The organism is Jonesia quinghaiensis DSM 15701, assembly GCF_000423205.1.
Classification (GTDB): domain Bacteria; phylum Actinomycetota; class Actinomycetes; order Actinomycetales; family Cellulomonadaceae; genus Jonesia; species Jonesia quinghaiensis.
In genome coordinates this window covers 343,511-358,696 of sequence record NZ_KE383990.1, presented here as the reverse complement: position 1 = coordinate 358,696, position 15,186 = coordinate 343,511, and the positions used below count along the sequence as shown (strand labels likewise).

12 protein-coding genes are annotated in these 15,186 nt (G+C 55.7%); 9 read left to right on the top strand and 3 right to left on the bottom strand.

Going from position 1 to position 15,186, the window contains the following annotated elements; translation table 11 throughout:
- Window positions 1–37: 37 nt before the first annotated feature.
- The 3 genes from G538_RS0114065 (at window position 38) to G538_RS0114055 (ending at window position 3,613) form a co-directional block, all read left to right on the top strand.
- Window positions 38–841, top strand: coding sequence for a lysophospholipid acyltransferase family protein (locus G538_RS0114065; RefSeq protein WP_245566872.1), 804 nt, complete (start codon window positions 38–40; stop codon window positions 839–841).
- 106 nt (window positions 842–947) lie between these two features.
- A complete protein-coding gene (locus tag G538_RS0114060) occupies window positions 948–2,147 on the top strand; it encodes a pyrophosphate--fructose-6-phosphate 1-phosphotransferase (RefSeq protein WP_029069800.1) in 1,200 nt (399 codons plus the stop codon).
- 113 nt (window positions 2,148–2,260) lie between these two features.
- Window positions 2,261–3,613 (top strand): class II 3-deoxy-7-phosphoheptulonate synthase, encoded by a 1,353-nt coding sequence (locus G538_RS0114055; protein WP_029069799.1) that lies wholly within the window; start codon window positions 2,261–2,263, stop codon window positions 3,611–3,613.
- Window positions 3,614–3,681: 68 nt separating this feature from the next.
- Here the strand turns inward: G538_RS0114055 and G538_RS0114050 are convergent, their stop codons facing one another.
- Window positions 3,682–5,901, bottom strand: a complete 2,220-nt coding sequence (locus G538_RS0114050) for a Stk1 family PASTA domain-containing Ser/Thr kinase (RefSeq protein ID WP_029069798.1) — start codon at window positions 5,899–5,901, stop codon at window positions 3,682–3,684.
- A gap of 150 nt (window positions 5,902–6,051) precedes the next feature.
- Between G538_RS0114050 and G538_RS17095 the strand changes: the two genes are divergently transcribed.
- Window positions 6,052–6,471 carry an Rv2175c family DNA-binding protein gene (locus G538_RS17095; protein ID WP_051197272.1) on the top strand — a complete coding sequence of 140 codons (420 nt, stop codon included), beginning with the start codon at window positions 6,052–6,054 and terminating at the stop codon, window positions 6,469–6,471.
- Between the two features lie 12 nt (window positions 6,472–6,483).
- On the opposite strand, the gene G538_RS17090 is transcribed toward G538_RS17095, so the two are convergent.
- Window positions 6,484–7,593: a polyprenyl synthetase family protein gene (locus G538_RS17090; protein WP_051197270.1), complete on the bottom strand. Its 1,110-nt coding sequence runs from the start codon at window positions 7,591–7,593 to the stop codon at window positions 6,484–6,486.
- 164 nt (window positions 7,594–7,757) lie between these two features.
- Here G538_RS17090 and G538_RS0114035 point away from each other — a divergent pair, with 164 nt between their 5' ends.
- The 3 genes from G538_RS0114035 (at window position 7,758) to G538_RS0114025 (ending at window position 11,247) form a co-directional block, all read left to right on the top strand.
- Window positions 7,758–9,041 (top strand): DUF4192 domain-containing protein, encoded by a 1,284-nt coding sequence (locus G538_RS0114035; RefSeq protein WP_169514136.1) that lies wholly within the window; start codon window positions 7,758–7,760, stop codon window positions 9,039–9,041.
- A gap of 72 nt (window positions 9,042–9,113) precedes the next feature.
- Window positions 9,114–9,515 carry a universal stress protein gene (locus tag G538_RS0114030; RefSeq protein ID WP_029069796.1) on the top strand — a complete coding sequence of 134 codons (402 nt, stop codon included), beginning with the start codon at window positions 9,114–9,116 and terminating at the stop codon, window positions 9,513–9,515.
- A 256-nt stretch (window positions 9,516–9,771) separates the two neighbouring features.
- On the top strand, window positions 9,772–11,247 hold the full coding sequence (locus tag G538_RS0114025; protein WP_084618476.1) for an RNA polymerase sigma factor: 1,476 nt from the start codon (window positions 9,772–9,774) through the stop codon (window positions 11,245–11,247).
- 175 nt (window positions 11,248–11,422) lie between these two features.
- Here the strand turns inward: G538_RS0114025 and G538_RS0114020 are convergent, their stop codons facing one another.
- Complete coding sequence (locus G538_RS0114020; RefSeq protein ID WP_029069794.1) at window positions 11,423–11,656, bottom strand: DUF7455 domain-containing protein; 234 nt, start codon at window positions 11,654–11,656, stop codon at window positions 11,423–11,425.
- A gap of 211 nt (window positions 11,657–11,867) precedes the next feature.
- On the opposite strand from G538_RS0114020, the gene G538_RS0114015 reads away from it, so the two are divergent.
- Together G538_RS0114015 and G538_RS0114010 are read left to right on the top strand one after the other, a co-directional pair.
- Window positions 11,868–14,000, top strand: a complete 2,133-nt coding sequence (locus G538_RS0114015) for a DNA gyrase/topoisomerase IV subunit B (protein WP_029069793.1) — start codon at window positions 11,868–11,870, stop codon at window positions 13,998–14,000.
- Window positions 14,001–14,053: 53 nt separating this feature from the next.
- Window positions 14,054–15,100: a GNAT family N-acetyltransferase gene (locus tag G538_RS0114010; protein ID WP_029069792.1), complete on the top strand. Its 1,047-nt coding sequence runs from the start codon at window positions 14,054–14,056 to the stop codon at window positions 15,098–15,100.
- Window positions 15,101–15,186: the final 86 nt, after the last annotated feature.

Genomic DNA, 15,186 nt, shown 5'->3' with positions numbered 1-15,186 from the left:
ACGGGTCCCGCGATAGCGAGGAGCTCGAGGAGGCCACTTGTTCTACTGGTTGATGAAGCGTGTATTCGTTGGCCCATTGTTGAGGCTGTTGTTTCGACCGTGGATCAAAGGCGCTGAAAACATCCCCGGAGATGGGCCTGCGATCATCGCAAGCAATCACCTTGCGGTGATCGACTCTTTTATTCTCCCGCTTCTGATTGACCGGGAAATCGTTTTCATCGGCAAGTCGGAGTACTTTACCGGCAAAGGCCTCAAGGGCAGAATGACAGCAGGCTTTATGCGTGGTGTCGGGACGATTCCGGTGGATCGTAGTGGAGGACGAGCTAGCGAAGCAGCACTGAATACCGGTTTGAAAAGACTAGATGCAGGCGGTCTCTTCGGTATTTATCCAGAAGGAACTCGTTCACCCGATGGCCGGTTGTACCGTGGGAAAACTGGCGTTGCGCGGCTAGCCCTAGAATCTGGTGCCCCGGTGATTCCGGTCGCTATGGTTGGCACCGATGTCGCCCAACCGATTGGGAAAATATTGCCGAAGATCATGCGCTTGGGTGCGGTCATCGGAGAGCCTCTGGATTTTTCTCGATACCAAGGTATGGAAAGTGACCGCTTCATATTGCGGTCAGTCACTGATGAAATCATGTACTCGCTGATGACTTTGTCCGGCCAAGAGTATGTCGACATGTATGCGGCAACAGCAAAAGCCCGAATGTCCGCGGGGTTGCCACCAGAAAAACCAGCGCAACCTGCCGCACCAGGTGGACGTCCTGTTCCAGAAGTACAGGTCCCTGAACCACCAACCGAAGAACAAAAGTCCCACGGTGAACACCGTGGAGACCGATAACGTCACAGAGGGTTCGCCGGACTGCATCGGCGAATAGTGCCATGTTCTGGCGATCTGTGCGCCACAGTGTTTTTCAGAAAAGCACCAACACGAGAGGTAATAACCCATGACGGTTCGTCGCGTAGCTCTACTTACTGCTGGTGGATTCGCGCCATGTCTGTCCTCAGCTGTCGGAGGACTCATTGAGCGTTACACGGAAATCGCCCCTGAGGTCGAAATCATTGCCTACCAGTACGGCTACCACGGCCTGCTGACCGGTAACAAGATTGTTATTGATGATGAGGTGCGCCGTAACGCTGGAGTTCTGCACCGCTTTGGTGGTTCCCCAATTGGTAACAGCCGCGTGAAGCTCACCAACGTGGAAGACTGCGTCAAGCGTGGCCTAGTTAACGAAGGCGAGAACCCGCTCACAGTTGCCGCTGAACGCCTGAAGACCGATGGCGTTGATGTCCTCCACACCATCGGTGGTGACGACACCAACACAACAGCTGCTGACCTCGCTGCGTACTTGAAAGACAACAACTACGACCTCACCGTTGTTGGTCTGCCGAAGACCATCGACAACGATGTTGTGCCTATTCGCCAGTCACTTGGTGCGTGGACCGCCGCTGAAGAAGGCGCCGGTTTTGCAGCAAACGTTATTGGTGAGCACCGCTCAGGCCCACGCATGCTAATCGTCCACGAAGTCATGGGCCGTCACTGTGGGTGGCTCACAGCTGCTACCGCCTTGGAATACCGCAAGTGGCTGGACACGCAAGAATTCCTTCCAGGCATTGGACTCACCAAAGAGCGCTGGGACATCCACGCCGTCTTCATTCCTGAGCTTGCGCTCAATATTGACGCTGAAGCAGAACGCCTCAAAGCTGTCATGGACGAGGTTGGAAACGTTAACATCTTCCTGTCCGAAGGTGCCGGCATGCACGAGATCGTTGAGCAACTTGAAGCGTCGGGTCAGACCGTTGAGCGCGACCCGTTTGGTCACGTAAAGCTGGATACTGTGAACCCTGGCCAGTGGTTCGCAAAGCAGTTCGCCGACCGTCTGGGCGCTGAAAAGGTTATGGTGCAAAAGTCGGGTTACTACTCTCGTGCTGCCGCAGCGAACGCTGAGGACCTGCGTCTCATCAAGTCCATGACTGACCTGGCTGTTGAGTGTGCATTGCGCGCCGAGTCAGGCGTCATTGGTCATGACGAGGAGAACGACAACCGGCTTCGCGCCATTGAGTTCCCACGCATTGCAGGTGGAAAGGCTTTCGACGCGAGCCAAGAATGGTTCACTACCCTGCTGGAAGAGATCGGCCAGAAGTAGCCTGATCTGTTCATAACTTGGTCATGAGTGACGTACAAAGCCGGCACCCGCAATAATGCGGGTGCCGGCTTTTTGCGCGGCGCTCCATCCTCAACGAGTGGTAGAACTGACACATGACGACTGCGAGTGAGCAGAGCCTGCTCCGTGATTTGGACAACTTCCGCGCCTGTGAAGCACTGCAGCAGCCGGTGTGGCCCGATCCCGATGAACTTCACCGAGTGACCCAAGCGCTTGAGGCAGTGCCGCCCATTGTGTTGCCCACTGAAACTCAAACCTTAACGTCTCGTCTTGCTGCGGCGGGTCGGGGTGAGGCATTTTTGCTTCAAGGAGGCGACTGCGCTGAGACATTCGCAGAAGCAAATGCGGATCGTATTCGCAATAAAATCCGCACTATCTTGCAGATGGCAGTCGTACTAACCCATGGCGCCTCCATGCCCATCATCAAGATGGGGCGTATGGCTGGGCAGTACGCGAAGCCACGCTCATCTGGTGAAGAGACCCGTGATGGTCTGACATTGCCGGTTTACCGTGGCGACATGGTGAATAGTTTTGAGTTCACACAAGAGTCTCGTACCCCAACTCCGTCGCGGCTCATGGATGGTTATCGGATTGCGACAGCAACGGCAAACATCGCACGGGCTTTCACTCAAGGCGGTTACGCCGACTTGCGGCAGGTGCACGAATGGAACCGGGGGTTCATGAATAACCCGGCATATGCGCGATATGAGCAAACCGCGGCTGAAATTGATCGTGCGATCCGGTTCATGGCTGCTTGTGGTGCGGACTTCGACAAGTTGCGTACGGTGGAGTTTTTCGTTTCCCACGAAGCTTTGCTCCTGGACTACGAACGCGCGATGGTCCGTGTGCACACGGCATCGCAGCAGCCGTACGACTCCTCTGGCCACTTCTTATGGATTGGTGAGCGGACCCGCCAACTTGATGGAGCGCATGTTGAGTTCCTCTCTCGTGTCACCAATCCCATTGGCGTGAAGTTGGGCCCCACCACGTCCCCTGACGATGCACTTGCTCTGCAGGAGAAACTCAATCCACACGGCATTGAGGGCCGCCTGACCTTTATCACACGTATGGGGGCCTCGACTGTGAGAACTGCGCTGCCCCCCATTGTGGAGAAGGTCCAAGCGGTTGGTGGCCCGGTTACGTGGGTAACCGACCCGATGCATGGAAATACGATCACCTCGACATCTGGCTACAAGACACGTCGTTTCGATGATGTGTTGGATGAGGTTCGAGGCTTTTTTGAGGTTCACCGCGCAGTAGGTTCTGTGCCTGGTGGCCTGCATGTGGAACTAACCGGTGACGATGTCACTGAGGTTCTTGGCGGCAGTGAAGAAATTGATGACGCCGGTTTGGCGCTGCGCTATGAAACACTTGTGGACCCGCGGTTAAACCACCAACAATCGTTGGAGATGGCGTTCCTTGTGGCGGAGATGCTTCGCGCACGCTGATAGTAGATTCGCGGTAGTCGGGGTGTTGTAGGTTTGATCTGCAACACCCCGACTGCGCATGAGATCTGCTAGAAAACCGTCAGGGTGATAGTTGACCCTTTGGGCACTTCGGTACCAGCGTTGACGTCTTGGAATCGAACAAGTCCAAAGAACCCTTCGAGATACTCTTTGACCTCGATGTCGAAGTCAAGATCTTCGAGTATTTCTTCGGCTTCTTCCCGGCTCTTACCGGTGACATCAGGAACTTTGACGAGTTCAGGTCCGTCTGAGACGGTCAGAGTAATTTTCGCGCCTCGTTCTGACTCAGTTCCGCTCGCTGGATCTTGAGACATCACGGTACCTTTGGCAACGGTGTCTGAGTTGGCCGTGGTCTCCGACACGCTGAGATCAAGGGCTTCCAGTTCCTTTTGCGCAACTGAGCGTTCTTTTCCTGTCACCGTGGGAATTGTGATTGGTTCAGGTCCGTCAGACACGGTAAGGGTAATGGGCGTGTTGTGTGGAAGCGATTTACCTTCTTGAACTGACACGGTGAGCACCGTGTCTTTTGCAGTGCGAGTGTCATAGGCGCGCGTGACCTTGACCTCGGTGAATCCAGTTGATGCGAGAAGTTCCTCAACCTCATCAACAGGTTGCCCTGTGAGTTTGCCCGGTACTTCCAGGTATTGAATGCCTAAGGACACGTTGATAGCGATGTCAGATTCTTTTTTCACCTGTTCGCCGCCCTCTGGGCTTGAGCCAATCACTTGGCCTTCTTCGACGGTGTCTGAGAACACCTCTTCTACGGTGTAGGTCAGTGGGTGCTGATCGAACAATGCGTCAAGGTCATCCGCGGGCATTCCCGCGACGGTCGGAACTGTGGTGTAGGACCCTGGGCCGTGTTCATTCCACCAGTAGGTTCCGCCAAAGGCTCCTCCTGACAAGAACAACACAGCAATGATGGCGAGGATCGCGATGCGTCCCTTGCGGCGTGTATGCGGCGCAGGGGGTGCTTTCTCCTTCTGCGCCGCTTGAGGGGCTCCCCGCGATGCACGAGGCTGTTCGTCCCCGTCGATAGGGAGCGCTGTGAGTGGCATGGCGCGGGTTGAGTTGAGTGGGGCAGCCGGCAACGCTGTGGTGGAGTTTTCCGGTAATGGTGTGGGATGTCCTGGACGCTGCGCGTTGCCCTGTGGGGTGATTGATGTGGGTGGTGAACTTATCGTGGGGTAGACCGTTGTGCCAGGTGCAGAGTCTTGTTCTTGACCCAATTCATCTGCGGTGATGTCAGCGTCGGACGTTGGTAGAGGCAAGATGCTTGTGCCGGGAGCTGGTGTGTGCGGGCTCGGGGCGTGTGTAGCAGTGTGCTGTGCAAGTTGTGCAAGCGCTACAGGGGAACCCGGGCCTTCATTGCGGGTTCGGCGAGTCATTGCACTCACGGTGGGGTGAGCAGCTTCAAAAAGCTCTTGGTACACCGGACGGAGCTGGGTGAGTGCTTCGTGAGCATGTGCTGGTCGGTGTTGTGGATCTCTTGCCGTGTACTGGGCAACTAGTGCATCAAGCGATGGGGGGCAGTCGTGGGGTGATGTTGACGATGGCGCAGGAACATCTTCGTTGATGTGCCGGAAAGCAACATGAACAGGTGTGTCAGCGGTAAATGGTTGGCGTCCAGTGAGCATTTCGAACAGCATGATGCCTACGGAGTAGATGTCTGTTCGGGAGTCAGCTGTGCCATGGGTGACAAGTTCGGGTCCGATGTACGCAACAGTCCCAAAAACAGTTCCTGTTGCGGTGGACGAAGCGTCTGTAACTGCCCGCGCAAGACCAAAATCAGTGAGTTTTACTGTTCCTGATTCTGATAGGAGAACGTTTTCTGGTTTGATGTCGCGGTGGACCATGCCTACTGCGTGCGCCACGCTGAGTGCTTCGAGGACGCTTTGGGTGATTGCTAGTGCTTGCTCGGCGGGAAGTGCTTGGTGAACGTCTAGAGCAGCACGTAATGTCGGGCCTGTGACCAGTTCCATAGTGAGGTATGTGAGGTCGCCGTCATGCCCTTGGTCGTAGACAGCGACCAGTCCGGGGTGTGCTAGGCGAGCTGCCGCTCGTGCTTCTCGTCGAAATCGTGCAATAAAGTCTGAACCCTGTGATCCTTCGGCGAGGTGTGAATGCATCACTTTAACAGCGACTTCTCGCCCAAGTCGTGTGTCGAGAGCCCGGTATACGGTGGCCATTCCGCCTCGGGCGATCTTCCCCAGCACACGGTACCGCCCGTCAATGAGGCGGTCGGTCAGCGGGTCGTTCGTTGATGATGTCACGGAGTCATTCTAAGGGAGCGGTCCCCACTGGCAGGTGCGCTGACCACGGCAGTTACCCACGGTAGTCGGCAGATTATGTGAAGATTGTGAGAGGTTCGTGCCTGACCTGCAATGGATTGTTTCGGTGCGTGACCCGCTACAGTAGAGCCTGTGAATGAACTACCAGATTTTTCGAGCTATGAAGCCCTTGCAGGCACCATCCTTAACCAAGAGCAGTTTGCCGGAGAGCTCGGCACTACCCTTAAGGGGGTGCGCTCCGCACTTCAAGATCAACGCATCGTTGGTTTCAAGGTGGGCAGTCCACGTGTCCTACACATACCTCAGCGGTTCCTGATTGAAGCGCACCGGGCTAACCCAGCTGATGTCAAGCCTGCCGAGGACGATGGAAAACTTGTTATCTTGCCATCGTTGCAGGGGACGATCATCATGCTCAAAGATATGAGCCTGAGCGATTGGGAAATCTTGACATGGCTCTTCACGGAGAACTCCTACCTCAGTGACACGCCCATCAATCTCCTGCACGCAGGGAACCGCAGTGCAGTGCGTCGGGCCGCACACGACCTTCTCTGACGTTGTCAGTATTCATGACGATCGATTGACAATGAAGTCAGCGATCTCACGAAGGATCGTCTTGCCCTGCGGAGAAACATCAGCGTGCTCGAGCGCTCGTAGGGCCTCATCGTGATGGGCATATGCCATGTCCAATGTCATGTGCCGGGCGCCGGTGTCTTCAATAATCGCCAATGCTGATTCCACGATGCCAGGGCTTGTGTCGTGATGAACGATCACCTGTTCAAGAACTCGGCGTTCCGTCGCATTTGCTTTTGCTAGCGCGTGAGCAACGACAACAGTACGTTTTCCTTCCCGTAGGTCATCTCCGGCGGGTTTTCCAGTAACCGCTGGGTCACCAAACAAGCCAAGGTCATCATCGATCAGTTGGAATGCGGTGCCCAGTGGTTTACCAAATGCTTCGAGGCTCTCCTCAACTGTCGCCGAAGCGCCAGCCAGTGCGGCCCCGATTTTTACTGGTGCGATGACTGAGTAGTGGGACGTCTTTGTGGCAATGACATGCAAAGCGCGCTGGAGTGCGGCTGTGTGATCGTCTAGGGGGATCACTTGTGCGTGGGTGTCGAGGAACTGGCCTACCGTGACAATTGTGCGCATGTCATCAAAGTACGCCCGGGCGCGACGTCGATGTGTGGCTTCTTGAGTAGCTTCTCTAAAGAGGCGTTCGCTGGCTACGAGCGATAAGTCGCCCAAGAGGATTGCTGCAGAGGAACCGTATTGTTCTCGGTCGCCGAGGTACCCTGCATCACTGTGGAGCGATTCAAAGTACTTGTGAGCCGTGGGAATGCCGCGCCGCGTGTCAGAACGGTCCATGACATCATCGTGGAATAGCGCTGCTGCTTGGAAGAGTTCCAGCGCGGCCCCAACGTTAATGAGCGCGTCTTGTGTGACAGCGGGGGAGTTCGTTGCGCATGCTTCGTGCGCCCAGTACATCAGGAGCGCACGGATGCGTTTACCGCCAGAGGCCATGTCTCGCCAGGCTGCGACGAGTGGCGCAGTGTCTGAAGAGATGCTTAGTGCGTGCTGCTCCTGGCGATCGAGTTCCGTGTTGACAGCGGAACTGACCTTTTCTCGGATGCTGCGTGCAGTGAGGAAAGTGGCGTCAGGTGCGTCTTGCTCAGGCATCGTGCTCCTTGGCAGGTGAGGGTAGAAAAACAGTCTACGTGGTGGAGAGTTTTCGTGACATCTACTTGTCCACCGCCGTGGAAGACACACTGAGTTCGATGTGACGTCTCTGGGCTGTGCACAGTAGCTGCATCGCCACGCGAATGCCGTGGCACGCTCCAGGCATGACTCAGACTATGCGTGTTTCACAACCCAGTGACTTGATCTCGCTCATTCCCTATCAGCTTGGCTACGCCCCAACGCGCTCGTTAGTGGTAGTGAGTCTATCCGGGGAGCCGCACACAGTAGGCGTGATCGCCCGGTGCGACCTGCTTGATGTCGACGACCCCAATACGGTGACCGCAATCGTGCGGGCTTGCCAACGCGATGAGGCTCGCAAGATTTTCCCTGTCGTATACCTCGATCCAGACCGCGGCTCCACCAGCTTTGACCTTCACGATGAAGACAGAATTGATGTTCTCCGCGCATTCAGTTCCCTTGGACAGTCAGCTGGTCACCTCGTCAATAAACACGATCTATGGATCGTGGCCAGTGATGGTGCAGTCGCTTGGTGTGAAGTGATTCGGTGCAACGAGACCCACTGCACTCTTGGCCCTCATGGGAGTCAGCGCTATGCGTCACACGAAGACATGAAGTCATCGCGTATCAGCGCCGCAATGGTTGTAGCTGGACGCAGCTATGTCGCGCGACGCGAGGATCTTTTGGCCACTCAAGAAACGGATCAGTTGCATCGGTTGGACATGGATGAACGTGTCGTCGAATGGGAGGATCGGTGGGCGCTTGCTAGCGACTGTGTCTCACGTACCGCACTTCGCCATGCCGCGGTCCAATCAGTGACGGCTCTTCTCGCACAACGACACGCGCACGATGCGCCGCATCGTGAGTGTATTAGCCCGCAAGAATGCTCTGCTCGGGATGGTTCCTGGGTGCTAGCAGGGCAGAACAGTGAGTTGTGGGCCACGATTGGGGCAGCAATCGATGACACTTGTGTTCGTGATGGATTGCTGGTTGCGATGACACCACTAGGTGTTGAGGCATTAGCGGCGTATGCGCAAGCTGATGAATGTGGTGACGACTTGTGTATGGGCGGCTCCGATTGTGTGGTGTGGCCGGCGAGGGACAAGATGGCGTGTGAAGCGCTGCAATTCATCATGCATGCCCCTACAGCTACGGCACCACAACACTGCGGTTTCACTGACATGATGGACCTTCTTCGCCAGGGCGTCACGTTCATTCCTGAGCGGCATCACGCCCCGTTTCATACGCTGCTTGCTCTGGGATATTGGTGGCAAGGTGACGGAGCGCGAGCGAGCCTCCACCTCGATAAAGCTCACCAATGCGACGCAACATACCGCCTTGCCCTGCTGCTGCAAACCGTTTTACGAGCAGGGTTAGCGCCAGCATGGGCGCGTCGCCAATCAGACCGTGATGAAAGTGAAATCTCTTGAGAGGCCCTTGTCCTGAAAGACCACACTGTTTGCGGTTAATGTTGGTCTGTAGGTCAAGACATCGGAGGAAGCATGTCCGTAGTAGTTGGATATTTGCCCACACGTGAGGGCAAGCAGGGCATCAGTAGCGCAATTGACGAGGCGCAGGGGAGGGGAACTCCGCTTATTATCGTCGTTTCCGAGAAATCGACCCCCAGCGATCAAGAGCGTCAGGCACGTGACGAAGACCTGCACCGCATTATCGGACAAGCGCAAGATGTTGGCGTGGCAACCCACGTCGAGGTGCTTTCTGAACGTCGAGACGTAGCCGACGATCTCATCGCTGTGGCAGGTGAGCATAACGCCGATGTCATCGTTATCGGATTGCGGCGTCGTTCTCCAGTGGGCAAACTCATTCTTGGGTCAAATGCGCAAAGAATCTTGCTCGATGCGCCATGCCCAGTACTTGCTGTGAAACCGGCACGACCAGCCTAGAGACACCAAAAGTGTAAGGCTGGGAATGTTCTGGGAGCTCTCGATGTTCTTTTCAACGAGCCGACGTTTGTATGGAGATGGCGGGAACACGCGCGTAAGATGGCGCCTGTCGTTTGACCGTCCCAGTACAATAGAGGTTTGCAGGTCCGTCCAGCGTGGTGGACCTGAGTAATCGCCTGTCCTCAATGCCGAAAGGTCGTTCGTGGCGTCCACCTCAACGAATAACGTGCTTCCACGTGAATTCGAGAACCCGTCAATGAAAGAACTGCTGGAATCCGGCAAGGCTCATGGCCGTGTTGGAGCACAGGAGTTTCGTCTCGCCTGTGAGCAGGCGGAAATCAGCGAGCCTAAGCGACTCAAGGCCGTGTTCCGTGCCTTAGTGATGGCAGGCGTCGACGTTGAAATGCCGGGGGCCAGCACAAAGGTTGCTGCAGCGACCAAGAGCAGAGCGACCTCGACGACCGCACGCGCAACTGAGGCTTCCCAGCCTGTTAAGACAGTGCGCAAAAAGGCCGTTGCCACCGAAGCTGCACCGGACGAAGAATCATCTGAAGTCCCGGCTGTAGCCTCACCAGCGCCTGCTGCGCCCAAGAAGCGTGGACGCAAAAAGAAGGAAGACGACATCGCTGATGACGTCGTTGAGGATGAGCCTGACACCGAGGACGCCTCCGATGACGATTCCACTGATGGAGTTGCTACTTCGGGAACCAAAACAGGCAAAAAGTCAGACAAAGCTGATGAGGAAGAGGAAGGCGCGGGGTTTGTTTACTCCGACGCTGACGACGACGACGCCCCAGCGCAGCAGGTAGTTACAGCCGGAGCCACCGCTGACCCCGTTAAGGACTACCTCAAGCAGATCGGTAAAGTTGCTCTTCTCAATGCTGAGCAAGAAGTTGAGCTCGCAAAGCGTATCGAAGCTGGCTTGTACGCTGAAGAGCGAATTGCTGCTGGTGTTGCTGAGGGTGACCGCAAACTCGAACGCGAGTACCGGTGGATCATCCAGGACGGTAAGCGCGCAAAGAACCACCTACTTGAGGCGAACCTTCGTCTGGTTGTGTCGCTAGCAAAGCGTTATACCGGCCGTGGCATGTTGTTCTTGGACCTCATCCAAGAAGGAAACCTTGGTCTCATTCGTGCAGTCGAGAAGTTTGACTACACCAAGGGGTACAAGTTCTCCACGTACGCTACGTGGTGGATCCGCCAGGCCATTACCCGTGCGATGGCTGATCAAGCCCGCACAATCCGTATCCCGGTTCACATGGTGGAAGTCATCAATAAGTTGGCCCGTGTCCAACGCCAGATGCTTCAGGACCTTGGGCGTGAACCAACCCCAGAAGAGCTCGCTAAAGAACTCGACATGACACCTGAGAAGGTTGTTGAAGTTCAAAAATACGGTCGCGAACCTATCTCACTGCACACCCCACTTGGTGAAGATGGTGACAGTGAGTTTGGTGACCTGATTGAGGACTCTGAAGCCGTTGTTCCAGCTGACGCTGTGAGCTTCACACTTCTGCAAGAGCAACTGCACCAAGTCCTTGACACTCTTTCTGAGCGTGAGGCGGGCGTAGTATCCATGCGTTTTGGTTTGACTGATGGACAACCCAAGACCCTTGATGAAATCGGCAAGGTCTACGGTGTGACGCGTGAGCGTATTCGCCAAATCGAGTCGAAGACAATGTCGAAGCTCCGTCACCCAAGTCGCTCCCAAGTTTTGCGCGACTACCTCGACTAAAACATTCGCGATATGGGTGTGGGGCACAGGTTGATACCTGTGCCCCACACCCATATCAGGAGAATTTTTGCGCTGTGAAACATCTGAGGGCGGTATCACCTTGTGTTAGGTGATACCGCCCTCACGTTTCTCTTGGACAGAGAGCCGTTATGTTGTCTGTGTTCGTTGAAACGACTTAGACCGCTGCAGTTGTGGCTGAACCGTGCTCTGCGTAGAGGCGTTCGGTTTCATCGTGAATCTCTACCGCCACGCTTTCAAACTTTGTGGCGTGTGCGCGTGCATGGTGGGCGCAGAAGAGAAGTTCGCCGGCGGATAGGACGACACGCACGTAGGCTTGGGCGCCGCACCGGTCGCACCTGTCGGCGGCGCTGAGCGTGTCCTTGCGGGGTGCTGTGGGAGTCTCGTTCATACTCACATCCAACCATTGACGGGCCTAAATATCTTCCCCTTTTGGTGCAGGTTCGCCACCGGCGTACAGGTGTACGTGTGACATCGCTCGCGTTCTTCGATGTGTGTGCCGCTACCTGAAGGAAACTACAGTGCCTTACTGCTGGTGGAATGGGGTGGGGACGTACAGGGCAGTGTTGGAACGTCAGCAGCTACGACTATGATGTGCAGTTGTGAGTTCCCCTTCAGCGCCTTCCGATTACACTGCCCGCCATCTATCTGTCCTCGAAGGGCTCGAGGCGGTCCGTAAACGCCCGGGCATGTACATTGGCTCCACTGATTCCAGGGGGTTGATGCACTGCCTATGGGAAATCATCGACAACTCTGTGGATGAAGCGTTGGCAGGCTACTGCACTCAAATCGGTATCACGTTGCACGCTGACCAATCTGTGACTGTGGTTGATGACGGCCGTGGTATCCCGGTGGACATCGAACCAAAGACCGGCTTAAGTGGGGTCGAAGTTGTTTACACCAAACTTCACGCTGGCGGAAAATTTGGCGGTGGATCGTACACTGCTTCCGGCGGCCTGCATGGTGTTGGTGCCTCGGTAGTTAATGCGCTCTCGACTCGACTCGATGTTGAAGTAACACGGTCCTCCAAGGTCCACCTCATGACTTTCCGCCGTGGGGAACCAGGAATATTCGATGACGCAAACCCCGCGGCACCCTCACCAGATTCGCCATTCGCCCCTTTTGTTGAGACATCACAACTGCGCACCATCGGCAAAGCACGCCGAGGCGTAACAGGCACCAAGGTGCGGTACTGGTCGGACCGCCAGATCTTCCCACGCACAGCACAGTTCGCATACGACGAACTCATTGCGCGTGTTCGACAAACGACCTTCCTTGTTCCTGGACTCAAGATGACGGTCCGCGATGAGCGTGGATTACCTGGCACACCAGCAGAGAACGGCCCCACGGAAGAGACCTTTGTGCACGAGGGAGGTGCTGTTGATTTTGTTGACTTCCTCGCACCTGATGTCCCGCTCACCTCAACGTGGCGTTTCGAAGGAACAGGGTCATTCAAAGAAACAGTTCCTGTTCTTGACGATAAAGGCCACCTTGTTTCACAGGAGGTTCAGCGTGATTGTGCCGTTGACATCGCACTACGGTGGGGAAATGGGTATGACACAACAGTAAAGTCGTTCGTCAACATCATCTCGACGCCCAAAGGTGGAAGCCACCTCGCAGGGTTCGAACAAGGTCTTGTGAAGTTCGTTCGCAAAGCGATTGAAACTAATGCGCGGAAACTGAAGGTCAGCATGAAGGACCAACAGGAGCGTATTGAAAAAGATGACATCCTCGCAGGGCTGACTGCTGTGCTGACCGTCCGGTTGTCGGAACCACAGTTCGAGGGGCAAACCAAAGAGGTTCTGGGGACCGCGCCCGTTCGAGCTATCGTCTCCAAGGTTGTGGAAGACAACTTCAAGGCCTTATTCTCTTCGGCGCGCCGCGATGACAAAACTCAAACAAGTTTGCTGCTTGAGAAGGTCGTTGCAGAAATGCGCGCCCGCGTGTCCGCGCGTCGGCAAAAAGAAATTTCGCGCCGTAAAAATGCTTTAGAAACCTCCTCACTGCCCGCGAAACTCGCCGACTGCAGAACTCATGATGTTGTCCGATCAGAACTCTTCATCGTCGAGGGGGACAGTGCGCTAGGAACCGCCAAATTGGCGCGCAGTTCAGAGTTCCAAGCGCTCCTGCCCATCCGAGGCAAGATCCTCAACGTGCAAAAGGCATCTGTCAGTGACATGTTAAGAAACGCTGAGTGTGCCGCGATCATTCAGGTGCTCGGCGCCGGTTCCGGTCGCAGCTTCGATCTTGAGGCAGCACGTTACGGAAAAATTATTCTGATGACAGATGCAGACGTTGATGGCGCACACATTCGAACATTGCTGTTAACTCTCTTTTTCCGATACATGCGCCCACTCATTGATGAGGGCCGTGTTTATGCGGCTGTTCCTCCACTGCATCGAGTAGAAGTCATTGGCGCTGGATCGCGTAAGAACCACTACATCTACACCTACTCAGAAGCCGAACTGGCCAAGACGCTTGCGCGTCTCGAGAAGACTGGGAAGCGGTACAAGGAAGATATCCAGCGTTACAAAGGGCTGGGAGAGATGGACGCAGACCAGTTGGCTGAGACCACCATGGACCCGGCGCATCGAACACTGCGCAGAGTTACCGCTGAACATGCTCACCGAGCCGAGACAGCCTTCGAACTTCTGATGGGTCAGCATGTGGCTCCGCGCAAAGACTTCATTATCCGGGGCGCGAGCCAGCTGGATCGGTCCCAAATTGATGCTTAGAGTGGATGTCGTTTTCTCTCCATGTGACCAGCCACAACAGAACGAGCCCGATCATGCCTGACACCAGTACGCCACTTCAGCCCTTGAGTGCCCGGGTGACGCGACCAGAACTCCCCGAACTCAGTGAACACCTCACGTGGCTCCCGCTGACATTGTCCGATGCTACAGACCTTCATGCTCTCCTCTCGGTCATCGAGGAACACGACCGGGTTCCGTATCGGACCTCCTTAATGGAAACAGAGGAACTCTTCGATGGTTCATGGAAAGACACGATCCGTGACACTATCGGAGGCTTTTCTGGCGGGCGCCTCGTCGCCTATGGGACGGTAGAACACCCACCGGGTGCAGATTCAATCGAGAGAGTATTCGTGAACTTTGGTGTTCACCCTGAGCATCGTGACCGAGATGTTGAGGCGAACATCATCGCGTGGACTACAGCCAGAGCCCAACAAAAGCTCCATGAGCTGACCTCAACCCTGCCGGGGAGGATCGCCTGCTATATCCAAGACAATGCACCTTGGCAGTGGCCGCTGCTCGAAGCATCAGGCTATGAGGTACGCCGCTACTATAAAACGTTGCACCGTGATCTCACCGCAGAGATTCCACACGTCGACTTAGCCCCGCACCTCACGGTGATGCCGTGGAGCGCCAACTTGGATGACGCTATACGCCAAGCGCACAATGACGCATTCCGTGACCACTGGGGGTCACAGCCTCAGACACTGGAAGCCTGGGAACACGGACGCTCCCAGTTCTGGGCACCATGGAGTTGCGCAGTGGTTGACACATCACAGGCCTCCACCAACAGTGAACCCCCTGTGGTGGCTGGCTACGCCATGTGCGGGCGGTACGAGGAAGACTGGGCGGTTTCCGGGCACTCGAGCGGATACATCGAAACGCTCGGCGTCAGGCGCGACTACCGCGGGCAGCGCATCGCATCGGCGCTGTTGTCCCATGTGATGCTAGTGCTCCGGGAGCAGGGCATTGAGTTTGCTGAGCTTGACGTCGATTCCATGAACCCGTCAGGCGCATTTGGAATGTACACCCAGCTGGGGTTCGTCGAGACGTCGAGTTCACGAATGTTCTCGCAGGAGTTCTAACCCATCACGCATGTTGTAACACGATTGTTGCACGGCGAACCTGAGACACCGCCAGGGCAGCCATGCGGCATCACGTAGGCTTGACT